This is a genomic window from Thermincola ferriacetica (genome assembly GCF_001263415.1).
Taxonomy (GTDB): domain Bacteria; phylum Bacillota; class Thermincolia; order Thermincolales; family Thermincolaceae; genus Thermincola; species Thermincola ferriacetica.
On sequence record NZ_LGTE01000004.1, the window covers coordinates 1 to 12647 of the forward strand.

23 protein-coding genes are annotated in these 12647 nt (G+C 49.8%); all 23 read right to left on the bottom strand.

Features of this window, described 5'->3' with window-relative positions; genetic code table 11:
• Window positions 1-116: 116 nt before the first annotated feature.
• Window positions 117-806 (bottom strand): hypothetical protein, encoded by a 690-nt coding sequence (locus Tfer_RS04090; protein ID WP_052216997.1) that lies wholly within the window; start codon window positions 804-806, stop codon window positions 117-119.
• 254 nt (window positions 807-1060) lie between these two features.
• Window positions 1061-1555, bottom strand: a complete 495-nt coding sequence (locus Tfer_RS04095) for a DUF7567 family protein (RefSeq protein ID WP_052216998.1) — start codon at window positions 1553-1555, stop codon at window positions 1061-1063.
• Window positions 1556-1595: 40 nt separating this feature from the next.
• The gene (locus tag Tfer_RS04100) at window positions 1596-1832 is read right to left on the bottom strand and encodes a hypothetical protein (protein ID WP_052216999.1); all 237 of its coding nucleotides are present in this window, start codon (window positions 1830-1832) and stop codon (window positions 1596-1598) included.
• Window positions 1833-2588, bottom strand: a complete 756-nt coding sequence (locus tag Tfer_RS04105; protein WP_052217000.1) for a hypothetical protein — start codon at window positions 2586-2588, stop codon at window positions 1833-1835.
• 74 nt (window positions 2589-2662) lie between these two features.
• Window positions 2663-2791: a hypothetical protein gene (locus tag Tfer_RS17080; protein ID WP_282432050.1), complete on the bottom strand. Its 129-nt coding sequence runs from the start codon at window positions 2789-2791 to the stop codon at window positions 2663-2665.
• Window positions 2792-2810: 19 nt separating this feature from the next.
• Window positions 2811-4193: a hypothetical protein gene (locus Tfer_RS04110; RefSeq protein ID WP_052217001.1), complete on the bottom strand. Its 1383-nt coding sequence runs from the start codon at window positions 4191-4193 to the stop codon at window positions 2811-2813.
• Complete coding sequence (locus tag Tfer_RS04115; protein WP_052217002.1) at window positions 4190-4396, bottom strand: hypothetical protein; 207 nt, start codon at window positions 4394-4396, stop codon at window positions 4190-4192. The genes Tfer_RS04110 and Tfer_RS04115 overlap by 4 nt, the downstream gene beginning before the upstream one ends.
• Complete coding sequence (locus Tfer_RS04120) at window positions 4396-4614, bottom strand: hypothetical protein (RefSeq protein ID WP_052217003.1); 219 nt, start codon at window positions 4612-4614, stop codon at window positions 4396-4398. Before Tfer_RS04120 ends, Tfer_RS04115 begins: the two co-directional genes overlap by 1 nt.
• A 322-nt stretch (window positions 4615-4936) precedes the next feature.
• Window positions 4937-5173: a hypothetical protein gene (locus tag Tfer_RS04130; protein ID WP_052217005.1), complete on the bottom strand. Its 237-nt coding sequence runs from the start codon at window positions 5171-5173 to the stop codon at window positions 4937-4939.
• Window positions 5174-5192: 19 nt separating this feature from the next.
• Complete coding sequence (locus Tfer_RS04135) at window positions 5193-5543, bottom strand: hypothetical protein (RefSeq protein WP_052217006.1); 351 nt, start codon at window positions 5541-5543, stop codon at window positions 5193-5195.
• Window positions 5540-5737 (bottom strand): hypothetical protein, encoded by a 198-nt coding sequence (locus tag Tfer_RS04140; RefSeq protein ID WP_052217007.1) that lies wholly within the window; start codon window positions 5735-5737, stop codon window positions 5540-5542. The genes Tfer_RS04135 and Tfer_RS04140 overlap by 4 nt, the downstream gene beginning before the upstream one ends.
• A 17-nt stretch (window positions 5738-5754) precedes the next feature.
• Window positions 5755-6408: a hypothetical protein gene (locus tag Tfer_RS04145; protein WP_052217008.1), complete on the bottom strand. Its 654-nt coding sequence runs from the start codon at window positions 6406-6408 to the stop codon at window positions 5755-5757.
• Window positions 6409-6425: 17 nt separating this feature from the next.
• On the bottom strand, window positions 6426-6860 hold the full coding sequence (locus tag Tfer_RS04150) for a hypothetical protein (protein WP_052217009.1): 435 nt from the start codon (window positions 6858-6860) through the stop codon (window positions 6426-6428).
• 54 nt (window positions 6861-6914) lie between these two features.
• Window positions 6915-7121: a hypothetical protein gene (locus Tfer_RS04155; protein WP_052217010.1), complete on the bottom strand. Its 207-nt coding sequence runs from the start codon at window positions 7119-7121 to the stop codon at window positions 6915-6917.
• 25 nt (window positions 7122-7146) lie between these two features.
• On the bottom strand, window positions 7147-7347 hold the full coding sequence (locus Tfer_RS04160) for a hypothetical protein (RefSeq protein WP_052217011.1): 201 nt from the start codon (window positions 7345-7347) through the stop codon (window positions 7147-7149).
• Between the two features lie 53 nt (window positions 7348-7400).
• Window positions 7401-9203, bottom strand: coding sequence for an AAA family ATPase (locus Tfer_RS04165; RefSeq protein ID WP_052217012.1), 1803 nt, complete (start codon window positions 9201-9203; stop codon window positions 7401-7403).
• A 361-nt stretch (window positions 9204-9564) separates the two neighbouring features.
• Entirely contained in the window at window positions 9565-9774 is a 210-nt protein-coding gene (locus tag Tfer_RS04170) for a hypothetical protein (protein WP_052217013.1), read from the bottom strand.
• A gap of 37 nt (window positions 9775-9811) precedes the next feature.
• Window positions 9812-10108: a hypothetical protein gene (locus tag Tfer_RS04175; protein ID WP_152908961.1), complete on the bottom strand. Its 297-nt coding sequence runs from the start codon at window positions 10106-10108 to the stop codon at window positions 9812-9814.
• Between the two features lie 326 nt (window positions 10109-10434).
• The gene (locus Tfer_RS04180; protein WP_052217015.1) at window positions 10435-10689 is read right to left on the bottom strand and encodes a hypothetical protein; all 255 of its coding nucleotides are present in this window, start codon (window positions 10687-10689) and stop codon (window positions 10435-10437) included.
• On the bottom strand, window positions 10686-11333 hold the full coding sequence (gene radC, locus Tfer_RS04185; RefSeq protein WP_052217016.1) for a RadC family protein: 648 nt from the start codon (window positions 11331-11333) through the stop codon (window positions 10686-10688). Before radC ends, Tfer_RS04180 begins: the two co-directional genes overlap by 4 nt.
• Window positions 11334-11418: 85 nt before the next feature.
• Window positions 11419-11628 (bottom strand): hypothetical protein, encoded by a 210-nt coding sequence (locus tag Tfer_RS04190; RefSeq protein WP_152908962.1) that lies wholly within the window; start codon window positions 11626-11628, stop codon window positions 11419-11421.
• 25 nt (window positions 11629-11653) lie between these two features.
• Entirely contained in the window at window positions 11654-12265 is a 612-nt protein-coding gene (locus Tfer_RS04195; protein ID WP_052217018.1) for a hypothetical protein, read from the bottom strand.
• Between the two features lie 185 nt (window positions 12266-12450).
• Window positions 12451-12633 carry a hypothetical protein gene (locus tag Tfer_RS04200; RefSeq protein WP_052217019.1) on the bottom strand — a complete coding sequence of 61 codons (183 nt, stop codon included), beginning with the start codon at window positions 12631-12633 and terminating at the stop codon, window positions 12451-12453.
• Window positions 12634-12647: the final 14 nt, after the last annotated feature.

Consider the following 12647-nt stretch of genomic DNA (forward strand, 5'->3'; position numbering starts at 1 on the left):
GCCCTTGCCTACAGGTTGTCTTCCCGCTGGTTAGGTGACAGGGTTTCTCTCAACCCATCGGCTCAGCAGACATGCCGGACGAACATTTAAAGGGCACGCGATAGCGTGCCCTGTTGTCAGCTTCTTGTTCTTACCGGCATTACTAATACTTCTACTTCGGTATTGCCTGCCTCAAACAACACTGCCTGGATGTTTTCCGCAGGCCAGTAGACCTTAATGCTCTGGCATCCATCAAGTAAGGACAATGCTTTTAACAACCTGTCCTTGTCAAAAGCTATAGTTAAGTCGGCAAATGTGAGTTCGATATGCCCCCATCCTAATGACGCTTTGTTGAATATTTCATCGTACTTGACCACAAACTTTGTATTACTTTTGCCAATATTTAAAAATTCATGGCATTTTGGGATTATGTTATCAGGATAATGTTTTGCCAGTTTGACGGTTCCAGGACCTGTTTCCAGCACATACTTATCAATCAGTTGTGCCGGTACGTGTTGACGAACCCTAACTAATGTCACCCCGTCAGTGGCAATCAACTCATCCTGGCCGCAATACACTGCAGGAAACCTAAAATGTTTCCGGTCAGTAAACTGCGTCAGCCTGGCAATTGTATCTGCAAGTTCTGCCGGCACATCTGTTTCCATAGTTCCAACAACACATGCTTCCAACTGTGCTTTTTGCAATTCTTCCTCTCTTTGTGCCAGTTCCTCGTCAGGCTCGTAATAATCATCCAAGTCACGATCAAAATGCTCGCAATAAATACATTTTTCCGTTTCATAATTCCTGCACTTTTCACAATTAACCATTTTTTCATTTCCCCTTTCTCTTATCGAATTTTTTCACCATAAGCGGCACCTTAATTGGTGCCGCTTATGGTTCTAACTCCAGAGACTCTAGTGGGCACCATGCTGGAATTGTTTCCTTATCTACGTCTTTTAAACGGCTTATGGCACACCCTAAAGATGGATTTAACGGATTTGGGACAATAGTCATGTATGGACACTCCTGGCATTTTGTAATCCTTATAACCTTTATCATCATATGTACCCCCTCTTTTACATTAAAATTTATCAACAATTTTGCCTGCCTTACGGCAGGTCTTGCAGATACCCTGATGGATTCTGTAACCATCGTTCCAATCCACTGCAACCATATCTGCTTCTGAATAATATTTCCAGCACTGTTTGCACTGGAATTGCTTAACGCCAACCACCTTATCACGGGTTACGGAAAAATCCAGTTTTCCGTTAACCCGGGCGCACCACCGGATGCGGTCGTCCAGACCGCCGTTGCAGTCCTTCAGCACCTGCCAGAAGTATGCGCCTTCCGGCACATAATACCCCTGGACATGTTCAGTAAAACAATCCACCACAACGCCAGGGTCGCCGGCGGTATGCCTGATGACGAAGTTGGCGTTACATTCTTCGCACCAGACGCCACCGCCGGGTTCCAGCTTGACAAACCGGCTCTGCCCGCACACCGGGCAGAACATTTCGTCATCCCCGAATATATCTTCCAGCGTCCAGTGCCGGTAAATGTAGTCGGTTGTTAGCATTTGTTATTCCCCCTTTTTTGGGCGGCAGTTGAATACTGTTCTAACAGTTTTTTTCCGAAAAACTGTCAATCAGTCCAATATATCCTGCTTCACTTTCTATCTGCTCACCGTACTGTATTTCAAACTCCTCCGCCCACTGCTGTACAGTGATTGGAAATTCCTTGGCATCTGGAATCCGTATCCTGCCTTGTGCCGCCATATATCCTGCGTTCAGGGCTATATTGACGGCGTTTTCAAAGATCAGTCCGGAGTGTCCGGAGTCCGTTCTTTTATCCATTTATATCACCCCTTCCCATTCCCTGCCAACATACTCCAGCAACCCATTGGCCCGGAAATCGTCCCCGAAGAACCCCCAGCAGCTATCTTCTTCAACCAGGAAAAGCTCCAGTTCCCGGTCGCTGAGGTTTTCGCGTTCCAGGCCGGCAGCCTTCAGGTAGGCTTCGAGTTTGGCTTCATCTATATGATACAATTTGTAGCCGTATACCTCGCCGCGGAGGTAGATGTCGTATTCTTCTACCTCAGCTTCCAAAACACCAATGGCCCACCTTTTGACCGTCGGGGTGATATGTTTTACCCCATACACGCCGCAGACATCATCTTTGGAAACATATATCCAGCCTACCTGGCCGCTGTCCCAGGGGCAGGAGAATGGACTGGTGCTGATAGTAATACCCGAGTGATCTAACAGGTACAGCGGCAGGATAATGAACTTTTTGCGGATTATGTCGATGATTTCATCGTCAACTGCTTTTTTATATGCGCCATAACTCCGATATAACTCCCTGTTGATACTGTCGGAGATTTTTTTAACAAAACGCTCTGCCTTGTCGGTGTCCCCGACTGTCTGCTCCAACAGGTCGAACAGAAAGTCGTCGGGTTCCCTGTAGTTATGCGGGTCGCCCAGGTTGTACCGGCGGTGGAAACACACCATTGTTCCTAGATTATCCCAATCTCGCGGATTCTCCGGGTTGTCGTCGTAAACAATTCGCAGTATTTTGTGGCCTTTTTTATACTCCTTGACTAAATTTTCCATTTTTACTCCCCCTTATTTTCTGTTTTGGGAACAGAAAGCCGGGCAAGCATTATCGCTTTTACCCGGCTTTTTGGTTACCTCCTTGAATCTTCCGGCGGATACCCGTCCAGCACCCGCTCGGTGCATACCGGGCAGTATCCCTCGCGGGTTTCGCCGTATGTTCCCGACCAGCAGCAGGTCGGGCAAAATACTGGTGTGTTCATTTTTTACCCCCCTTTTTTTCTACAGCGCCGCCGCTTCTATTTTGGTCTCGGCAGCGCTGACACGCACCTGGCGCGGCGCAGCAGCTACGGGTTTCACATATGTCCTGGCAATGGCCCTGTCCCTGATCCGGCGCACGGCCTCGTCGGTCACGACATCGGCAATGCCAACCATGCGCCCGGACCGCGGTGTCTCGCCCAGGTCCAGCAGAACCTTGCGGTTGATGGTGGCGATGTCCCGCAGGACTCTGGCCAGGTCATCGGTGTCCCTTTTCGCGGGCTTGAGGTTCATAAAACTTTCTATCTCCTCTATGGCCCGCTCTATGTCCTGGTCGCCTAGGATGTTGAGGTTCTTGATTTTCTGGATATGATTGCGGATTTTTTGCGCCGACTTGCCTACGAGCTTGTCGTCGTTTTTCCGCAGGCTCTCCAGGACGTTCACCGCAAAGTCGTAGACCAGGCCGTGAAGCTGGGCCGCGATGCCGCTGCTGAAGCTGTCCAGCGTGCGGGAGAGGTTCTCCTGCTGCTGCTGGAGCACGGCCCGATACATGGCCATTTTTTCCTCCTCCTGCCGCTGCCTGAGGCGTTCCTGCTCCGTAAGTTCAGCTTCACGCAGTTCAAGTTCACGGCGCTGCAGTTCGCCGGTCTTTTCAACCAGCAGCCGGACCTGCTCGTCCGCTTCCAGCATGGCCGCCGTCGGGACCATTTCAAGCCGGACGGCGAAGTAGGACTTTTGCAGCCGCTCGAGGCTGGGGAAAGCCGGCTCTTTTCCGGCCACGAAGGCTTCGATAAAATCATCCGGGACCGGCGCGTCCTGCGGCAGGTTGTAAACCCGGCGGTACGCGGACCGGGCTAAGGAAACGCAATCATTATAGAAGTCCAACTTCATTTTTGTGTATGTGGTTTCGTCGGTGATCTCGCTGATTAGTTGCTTGAACTCCTCCTGCCGGTCAAGCAGGTAACCGTACACTTCGTTAAACAGCTTGTAGTGCACGTACCTGCCCCAGGGGCTTTTGTAGCTGTGTTCGTCCAAATAGTCTCTGGCCCGGCGTTCTACGGAAACAAGTTTTCTTGAAACATCCGCCGGCAGGACGGAGATGGTGCCGAATGACAGTACCCGTTTTTCCCATACTTCCTTTTCCTCCTCGGTCGGGTTGTCCAGCCCGAAATCCGAGGCGGAGGCCCGGACATGGCCGCGGCAGTAGCCGATGTCCAGGTCTATCAGCACTCCTTCCCGGCACAGTTCCAGGGTGAAAAAGTGACGCCTGGCCTGGATGCTGTCCGGGTCCACACCCAATTTTTTAGCCAGCTTTGCCTTGGTCTCGGCGGTCAGTTCGCCGAAACCCTGGTACTTTTGGCTGGCATCAGCAAGGATTTTGTCGATCTCTTTGTTAACGCTGTTCATGTTTTGCCCCCCTTTTTTGCTGCCGGAAACCTCCAGCAGCCGTTTTCTTGTGTCCAGTTGCAATTCTGAAAACCCGGCAGGTGGTCGTAGCATGTCGAGCAGGGCAGTATTTCCCTGCCGCAGGACGGGCACAGGGACTTTGCATCTGCAGGGATTTCCACTTCCCGCATACAGTGCGGGCATACTTCGTAGGTTGTTTCCATCAGCCGACAGCCCCCTTTCTTTTATTGGTGTTTACGCAGTTTATCAGGTCTGACAGCGGCAGGAACATTTTGGCGGGTAGCGGCAACAGATCAGAAGCATCGAGCAGTTCTGTCACGGTTACCCTCTCCCGCACAAGCCGGTCCCTGATGTACTGCTTTGTTTCCTCGCCTGAGTGCGTATAGACGTACAGCAGGCGGGTCAGTTTTGGTTTATCCATGTTTTTGTCCCTCCTTTGGTTTTGTTTGTAAAATTAAAAAGGACAGCGCTTTTAACACTGTCCCTTTTGTTTTCCCCTTGAGATTATTGAGTTTTTGGGCCCAAGCGGGCTAAAAATATAAAAAGGGGCACGCATCGGTTTTCTTAAAAAACGCAATACGTACCCCTTTGGTTGTGAATATAAAACTTTCCCATGGTCGGGTGAAAAAGAAAACTTCAAGACAAACAACAAAACTTATGTTACATTTATAGTTTACAGGTTTATGCCAGGTTTTGTCAAGATGTTTGGCAGGCGGCTGGCCGGCCAAACAAAAAAGAGGGGGTTATTTCCCCTCTTTTGTTCTTCTCTTGTACTCCTGCCAGTACCGGCGGTTGTACTCCGGGTTTTCCCGCCGCCACAAGCTGAGATATTGGTTCTTTTGTTCCCTGCAGCTCCTGCAGGCAGCGTAAAACCTTCCGTCGGGCTTTATGTCCAGTTGGCCGCCACATTCAGGGCAAATGCCTTGCGCAATGCGCTGTCTGCGCCATTCGCGCATGTATCTGGATCTGCTTTTTGTCAATGTTTTTCTGCTCCTTTCTTTATTTCTTTATTTCTTCGCTGATTTTTTCGCTGCGCCTTCTTTTTTCACCGCACCTGCACTTCCCGCAGGCATCCCGGAGCCTCGGTACCAGCACGCAGCCCAACTGCTCGACATAGCCGAAATAGTCGTTTCCTGTCCGGCACATTATGCAGCCATCTTCGTCCTCGAAAATATGAACATTGATTCCGACAATGTATTCTTCGCCCGGCCTGTCAAATTGGGTTACGGCGTAATTTGCAACGGCGAATTCAGCCAACAGCATGTCCTTTTCCGATAGTCCCGCCATTTTGCACCATTTGGCGAAAATATCTTCACCTATGAATTCATTGATTCGCCTTGGCACACTCATTCTTGGATTCCCCCTTTTTTAAACAGTTTTTTCAATCCCCGCAGCAGCGCCCGGCAGTAATCCGCGTTGCAGGGGAATCTCCCGGCATGGGATGATATATAGCGCTGCAGGGCGTTATAGGTCACCCCTCTGTTTTTGCGGCGGAGTACCACGTTTTTTAAAGCCCGGCGCTGTTGTAACCGGAGTGTGTTCATCTTTTCGTCCCTCCTTATTAGCTTTCGACTGGGGTCAGGGGCATGGTATTGGCTAATCCATGCACACGTTCAAACTGAATCACCCATGTCCAAGGGTTTGTGTCCCATGAATTAGGATTCCAGCCATACATTTCATTCCACATATACTGGAACGCTGTTCGGTACAACCCGTCTGACCAGCAGTCACATTCCGAGTCTTTTTTAAAAGGCACAACCCCTTCCGCTTTTGCCCCTTCTTCCGTTATATCCTGCAGCCGTTCCACCCTAACATCAACAACCCGCAGGAACAGTCTGGCGGCTTCGCGGGGCATGTGGATTGCGGGTCGCCATTTTATATCTATTTCATCAAGATTTTCAGAATCTATCCTGCCGCATTCGTCCAGGTCTGCTTTGTAAACGAAAAGTTGTTTCCCATCAATATAGCCATTACCTGCCCATGTTTCCCTCACCCAAAGGATGTCGCCGGGTTGGTAAGGTGGTTTATAATACCCACTCATTGAATTTACGGAGTAGTATGTTACACCTTCTTCGGACAGCTCAAGATGTTCCTCAGGACTTGTAATAGGCTGTCTGTTTATTTTTACAACCCTTCTTGTCTGCGTTTTCCGTCCGTCCAGTATCGCCCGAACCATGTCAGTTTTAAAAATTATCGGCTTCATGTGCTTTTTCATGTGCTTTCCTCCCTTTCTTAATCCACTTTCTCATACCGTTCACACCTGCAATAATGTGTCATTTCATCGCAGGTATCTCCAGCTTCGCACGTTCCATATTTTGTACGTTCAGGACATTCAAGGGCGCTTTCTATCCCTATATGGAAATGTTCTTTGCACCATTCATCGGGTTTGCATGGTAGAAAATAATGCTTGCAAGTAGGGCATTTTTCATCACGCCACCACTCTTCAATATATTCATCGCAGTATCCTTCATCTGCATAGTCTGACTTCATGAATTCATTTATTACAATTTGACAAGCCTCACATTCCTTGCTATACCAAACGTTACCTTCGCAACCTTCGTTTCCAGCTTTGTCGTGGTATTTTTCGCCTGCCTTGATTATCCCGTGGCAAACATCGCATTTATGTTCTTTCCGTGCAGTTCGCACTATATCTCTGTAAAAGCCCATAATATTTTCCTCCTTGCTTTTAATTTCAAGGGGAAGGGGTTACCCCCTTCCCTTTTATTTTTGCTTTCGTCTTACTTCTTTCCACTCCAAGTAGGAGGGGTATCCTTCTGCCGGAACGTAATCTTCTTTGCATTCGCAAACATTTCCGAAAAACCTTATCCCACCATCGCTGTACTCTGCAAGAAACTGCCTCCCGCAGTTTTTGCATTTGCATTTTGCGATATAGGGATAGCATTTATCAGCAACCAGAATGATTTCCATGCTGAACCCTCCTTTGTTTGTAGGTTTATTCCAATACTTCATGTATAAGGTTATAATGTTTTCGCAAATACCAAGGCGGCTGGTGTTCCTCTAACAACTCAAAAATCTGTTTTAAAACCTGTTGTGTTTTTAAATATTTCTCTGCTAATTCTTCGAAAGCGTCATAATCTACAAGCCTAGCTTCTTCCGGTGCTTTATGCCATTTATCATATACTACTTTTTTCATCACTTCATCCTCCTTGTTTTTAATTTCAAAGGGAAGGGGCTACCCCTTCCCTTTTACAGACTTCTCTGCGTCCGCTGATAGGCCGCGGCATCCTTGATCTGTTTTGCGGCCTCGTTGCGGAACTTACGGCTCAGTCTGGCCTGGTACGCCGGCGGCAGGAGGTCCTTGTCATTGCACTCCAGCAACGCAATATTCGACATGAACTCTATGTCCTGCGTTGTGGGCACAATGCAGTCAAAGGCGTGGGTCAGAATTTCATCGTCCACTTCGCCTCTGCTGCGGTCCTCCATCAGTTCGACAGCCTTGTACACCACCGCGCTGATCTCCGCCTGGGTGTACCCGGCGCTTTTGGTGCCGATCTCTTTGTAGATGCTGTCGCTTACAGAGGTTTTGACGCCTTCTGTTTTAAACAGCGTCTTAAACACTTCTATACGTTCCTCGTCGCTGTCGGGCGGGAGGAACGCGATCTTTTTGTCCAGCCGGCCCGGGCGTTTTATGGCCGCGTCCAGCAGGTCGGGCCGGTTGGTGGCGGCCAGGATCACGATTTCGCCCCGGTGCGACGTGTCGCTGGCGAATTCCAGGAACATCTTAAACAGGTTGGAATCCACCCCAGTCGTGCCCTGGGACCGGCTGAACGCCTGGTCGATCTCGTCGATAAATAATATACAGGGCTTCATGGTCTTAACCCCTTCCAGGGCCTTGGCGAAGTTCCTTTCGGAATTCCCCACGTACTGGCCCAGAATCCGGGAGGGGTTCAGTTTGACGAAGTTGACGCCGGCTTCCCTTGCGGTTGCAAGGGCGAACATGGTCTTGCCGGTGCCCGCAGGCCCTGTCATCAGCACGCCCATGGGGCAGCGTTTTTTGTTGCCCGTTTTCATGGGGTTGATGACATTCTTTATAAACAGTTCCTTGGCCTTGGCGTGGCCGGCAACGGCCTCGTACCCGAACCGCGGTTCCGGGGTTTCGAGGACTTCACCGTATTCCGACACCAGGATGGAGTGCCGGCGCTCCCTGATCAGTTCTTCCGTCACCGGCTGCCTCTCCAGGTCGGCCCGGAGCTTGATGTCCTCCAGGTGGACCCGGCCCAGGCCCGCGGTCAGGTTGGCAAACTGCTGTTTTGTGACGCCGAGCTTTGTTCCCTTGACGTTCACGTCGTCACGGAACAGAAACTCGATGAATTCCAACCGATCCGCGTCATCGGGCGGCGGGACATGGATCGGGATTATGCCGGTGCTGGCCGCGCGGATGGACGGGTGCACGTCCGTCTCGCTGGCAGTCACCAGGAAAAAGAGGTTGCCCGTGAGGGCAATTTCGCGGTCCCGGCCCCAACGCTGGACGGTGATCAGGTTTACCCGGTCCTCCAGCGACATTGTGGAGATGTCGCTGGCCGGCGCGATGGTTTCCACGAAGTCCATGATCAGGACAAACCGCATGAGAGGTTCCCCGTCCTCGTCGGTTTCGCGGAATTTCAGTGCGCGTTCCAGCATGGGCAGCGCCTGGCGAGGGTCGCGCGGCAGGTCCATGCCCGCGCCAACACCCGGCAGGCCGTCCACCATGCGCAGGGCATCCAGGGCCGGGTTGCTTGCGACAGGCTCCAGCCCGAGGGCCTTTTTGAATTTGCGTTCCATGTCCGGCAGGGCAAAGGTGATGCCCTCGGCGCGGTTATAGAACGCTATTACGTCCCGGTTGGCCAGAAGCTGGCTCAACAGGGACCGCAGGGTCAGGTTTTCGTACACGTAGTCGAACACGTTTCCGTGTAACAAAAACCCGTGGGCCACGCCCGCCTGGAAGTATTTAATCCACTGCTCCACCCAGGCGGGATATTGCTCCTCGGCAGGATATTGAGTTTCGCTCATTTTTTGATTCCTCCTTTTGATTAGGTTGATTTTCTCCCCGCAGCAGGGTATAATATAATCAAACCTGCTCTAGGGGGCGGGTGGTTTTTTAAGTAGTGGTTAATGTTTTGTTTCGTTAGGGTTATATGCCTAACGATTCTTCTTTTTCTGGCAGGTGATGCCGAGTTCTACTACTTTCGTTATCAGGTTTCGTTATCAGGACGATTGCTGCGGTGATCAACTGTATCAGGTTCATCGGCATCACCCCCTTTCTTCACCACTCACACCCCCATGATGTGTGGCAAGAAAGGTTGCGTCAGGGCTATACCACCAAACCCAATACTATTCAGTTTTTTAGGGCACGCTTTTGCGTGCCCTGTTCTTATTCATGCCCATGCACGTGCTGGTGTGCGTGGGCATGTTCGCGGTCGTGGCGGTGCTGTTCGACTTCGCCTACCTCGTCGAACTCTATACCCTCCAGACCAAGGTTTTTAAGGAGCTTCTCAATACGCTCCTTACCCTGCTCAAAGGTCCCCTGTTCGGTGAAGATGCTCACCTTCCCGTCAGGGGTGATTACCACCCTTGCTTGCATTGTTTGGGTCCTCCTTTCTAATCTAAAGATTTACACTCTAAAGATTTACCCGCAGCACCAGGCTCCCGTTCGGCGCGTACTGCTGGGATTCCGGGCGATAGTGTTTGGCTACCGCCTGGGCTACTTTCTGCTGCAGCAGCACGCCGCCCAGTTGTTTGACGAACTGGGTCAGGTCCTGCAGCAGCGTTTCCGTCTCCGTTGCAGCCAGGCCCTGGGCATAGACCCTGCCGTTGCTGATCTGCACGGCCCGGTAGCCGCCCAGGTCAAACTCCAGCAGGTCCCTGCGCCGGGACATGGTTACGACATACCCTTTCTGTCGGAGGTACTGTAGCACCGCCTGGGCCGCCTTCTCGCTTTCCAGGACTTCTTTGGTGAGGTTCTCGCTCACCTTTGCGGTGAGCGTTGCCACTGCATCACATGGCATTTGTCATTCCCCCTTTTTTTATATTTTGTAAAATATACAGCCTGCCAGTAGTTCCCGGCAGGCAAAATAAAAAGGGGTATGCAGCACTTTATAAAGTGACATACATACCCCTTTGAGTCTTGTTTTAATAAAACCTGGTCCCCCGCGCTGTGCGGGAAACAAAAGAGAAAACTTCACAAAACGCAAAAAGACTTTGGTACAGGTATATTATACCAGATACCGAAGTCTTTTGTAAATTAGTTTTTTTGTGAATCCCCCTTTAACCATTTCTCTACGATTAATATGGGATCGGTATGTTTATTGATGTTCAAAGTAACAGCTTTATCAATTATATCGTCTGTTAGTATTGGACATTTTAATTTCATTTCATTCTTTGCTTTTATTATTTCTTCTTCATCGTTAAGAAATGTGGAGTGAACAATATGTATCAAACGTGAAACCAGAAAATTTCTTAATTCGTCTGGCGCATCCATTAACATTTGTGCCATCAAAACATCCCCTCCTGTTTAAGCGACACATACGTGTCGCCTCCTACAACAACATGATCCAGCAGTTCTATCCCCAGCAGCCTGCCTGCTTCTGCAAGCCTGTAGGTTATTTGAATGTCGCCTGGGCTGGGACTTGGGTCGCCGCTGGGGTGGTTGTGTACCATGATTATTGCCGCTGCACAGTTCCTGATTGCAGTTTTGTAGATTTCCCGCGGATGGACGGCAACGCCGTCCAAAGTGCCTTTGGCAATCAGTTCAACCGACTGCACCCTGTTTTTTGTGTTTAGCAGAAGAACATATATATGTTCTTCTTCCAGCCCGTGGAGCCTGGGCCCCATGAACTGAAACACATCTTCGGGCGATTTTATGACAGGTTGCGGCGGTGTGCCGGCTGCCAACATTCGCGCAGCAAGCTCTGTGATAGCCTGTATCTGCAGCGCCTTGCCCAGACCTATTCCGGGCAGCATCGTTAGCTGTGCAGTATGGGCATTATGGGCATTGCGCAGCCCTTTCAGGCCGCCCAATTCGTCCAGCACCCGCTGTGCTGTGTCAATTTCCAGCCCGGCTGCGCAGGCCAGAAGTTCGCTGTCCATCAAGGTTGTCGTGCCGTATAGCTCGGCACGTTCTTTCAGAAACAAGCCAACCATATTTTAACCTCCCATTACTCCCCCTGCCTGGCGGGGGAGCATGTTTTTTCTCCCCCATCCCGGCGGGGTGTAACTGGTGGTGTATTTACTTGCGGACAAGTACTGCTGTACTGCCGCAGATTGCGCACACCCACTTGTTGCCGTCACCAGGATACGGCAGGTGGACAAACTCTGATAAACCAAGATCTTTAATAAAGTTACCGTGCCCATCGACTTTCCAGTCATGGGCTTCATGCGCCGTTGTATAAAATTCGTTATGTCCCGGGTTTTTGGGGCATACCATTTTTTCTTCCATAAAAAACCGCCCTTTCTTTGTAGATTTATTCTTCAAACTGGTAGAAAAACACCCCTTTATCCCGGTGTTGTTCTACCAGTTTCTTGAAATCTTCCAGGGTTTCAATACCCTGGAATCCATGTTTCTTGACTACCCTGCGAATTTCGTCCCAATTCTGGAAATAACGGATTTCCTTAAGTTCCTCGAAAACCGCGCCTAGTTTGCGGTCCCCTATTTCGTATGAGCCGCCTGGGTCGCCGTAGAATTCAAAAACATATTTGTCCGGGAAAAACCGCCCTTCCGAGTCTGTGTTAATATACACCTCGAGCCCCGGCTCTTCGGCCTTCAGGACATACGACAGGTCATACATCTCCGCAAACCTGTCATATGCGCCCCACATGGGTGCCCAGGCGTCGTCGGAGACCAGAACGACATAACAGTTGTCTCCGCTGCCTTCAAAAGACAGGGCCTGGACAAACCCGCGGCACCAGATGTTTTCCTGCTCGGGTTCAATCCCCTTATAAATGAACAGCCGGCCTATCCAACCGGGATCACCGTCTTTTATGATTTTCAGGGCTTCCTGAAAATCATTGTAAAATTGGCGCAGGTTTTCTTCTGCGCCGCTAAAAATGACTTCTGTATCGCACCAGTTCGGCATATTTGCACTCCTCCTTTAAAAATGACTCATTATTTTACAGTAAAACCAACATTTTACATTTGTCAATAACCCAGACGGCCCTCTTGACCATCTGAATAATTGTTTTAAGCATTTGAACATTGGATTTAAACCTCCTATTTTAACCAACTATTTAAATGTTTTCAGAGAAGTTTACATTATCTACATTATTTTCCGATTAAAACCATAGGATAACCTTCACGCCTATATTCGACCCAGAGTCCAGCCATAAGCGATTGTATCTCTTCCGGATCAATATTACAGAAGCGAAGTATAGTTATACCATCTGAAGTCTCAACAAAGACTAAATTCAAGTAATTATGGACGACAATCTCTAACATCTTCGGCATATTTGCACTCCTCC

What these genes read in the sequence shown, in the direction of transcription:
- Tfer_RS04090 (WP_052216997.1), bottom strand. Translation starts at nt 806, where the DNA reads ATGGTTAATTGTGAAAAGTGCAGGAATTATGAAACGGAAAAATGTATT.
- Tfer_RS04095 (WP_052216998.1), bottom strand. Translation starts at nt 1,555, where the DNA reads ATGCTAACAACCGACTACATTTACCGGCACTGGACGCTGGAAGATATA.
- Tfer_RS04100 (WP_052216999.1), bottom strand. Translation starts at nt 1,832, where the DNA reads ATGGATAAAAGAACGGACTCCGGACACTCCGGACTGATCTTTGAAAAC.
- Tfer_RS04105 (WP_052217000.1), bottom strand. Translation starts at nt 2,588, where the DNA reads ATGGAAAATTTAGTCAAGGAGTATAAAAAAGGCCACAAAATACTGCGA.
- Tfer_RS17080 (WP_282432050.1), bottom strand. Translation starts at nt 2,791, where the DNA reads ATGAACACACCAGTATTTTGCCCGACCTGCTGCTGGTCGGGAACATAC.
- Tfer_RS04110 (WP_052217001.1), bottom strand. Translation starts at nt 4,193, where the DNA reads ATGAACAGCGTTAACAAAGAGATCGACAAAATCCTTGCTGATGCCAGC.
- Tfer_RS04115 (WP_052217002.1), bottom strand. Translation starts at nt 4,396, where the DNA reads ATGGAAACAACCTACGAAGTATGCCCGCACTGTATGCGGGAAGTGGAA.
- Tfer_RS04120 (WP_052217003.1), bottom strand. Translation starts at nt 4,614, where the DNA reads ATGGATAAACCAAAACTGACCCGCCTGCTGTACGTCTATACGCACTCA.
- Tfer_RS04135 (WP_052217006.1), bottom strand. Translation starts at nt 5,543, where the DNA reads ATGAGTGTGCCAAGGCGAATCAATGAATTCATAGGTGAAGATATTTTC.
- Tfer_RS04140 (WP_052217007.1), bottom strand. Translation starts at nt 5,737, where the DNA reads ATGAACACACTCCGGTTACAACAGCGCCGGGCTTTAAAAAACGTGGTA.
- Tfer_RS04145 (WP_052217008.1), bottom strand. Translation starts at nt 6,408, where the DNA reads ATGAAAAAGCACATGAAGCCGATAATTTTTAAAACTGACATGGTTCGG.
- Tfer_RS04150 (WP_052217009.1), bottom strand. Translation starts at nt 6,860, where the DNA reads ATGGGCTTTTACAGAGATATAGTGCGAACTGCACGGAAAGAACATAAA.
- Tfer_RS04155 (WP_052217010.1), bottom strand. Translation starts at nt 7,121, where the DNA reads ATGGAAATCATTCTGGTTGCTGATAAATGCTATCCCTATATCGCAAAA.
- Tfer_RS04160 (WP_052217011.1), bottom strand. Translation starts at nt 7,347, where the DNA reads ATGAAAAAAGTAGTATATGATAAATGGCATAAAGCACCGGAAGAAGCT.
- Tfer_RS04165 (WP_052217012.1), bottom strand. Translation starts at nt 9,203, where the DNA reads ATGAGCGAAACTCAATATCCTGCCGAGGAGCAATATCCCGCCTGGGTG.
- Tfer_RS04170 (WP_052217013.1), bottom strand. Translation starts at nt 9,774, where the DNA reads ATGCAAGCAAGGGTGGTAATCACCCCTGACGGGAAGGTGAGCATCTTC.
- radC (WP_052217016.1), bottom strand. Translation starts at nt 11,333, where the DNA reads ATGGTTGGCTTGTTTCTGAAAGAACGTGCCGAGCTATACGGCACGACA.
- Tfer_RS04190 (WP_152908962.1), bottom strand. Translation starts at nt 11,628, where the DNA reads ATGGAAGAAAAAATGGTATGCCCCAAAAACCCGGGACATAACGAATTT.
- Tfer_RS04195 (WP_052217018.1), bottom strand. Translation starts at nt 12,265, where the DNA reads ATGCCGAACTGGTGCGATACAGAAGTCATTTTTAGCGGCGCAGAAGAA.
- Tfer_RS04200 (WP_052217019.1), bottom strand. Translation starts at nt 12,633, where the DNA reads ATGCCGAAGATGTTAGAGATTGTCGTCCATAATTACTTGAATTTAGTC.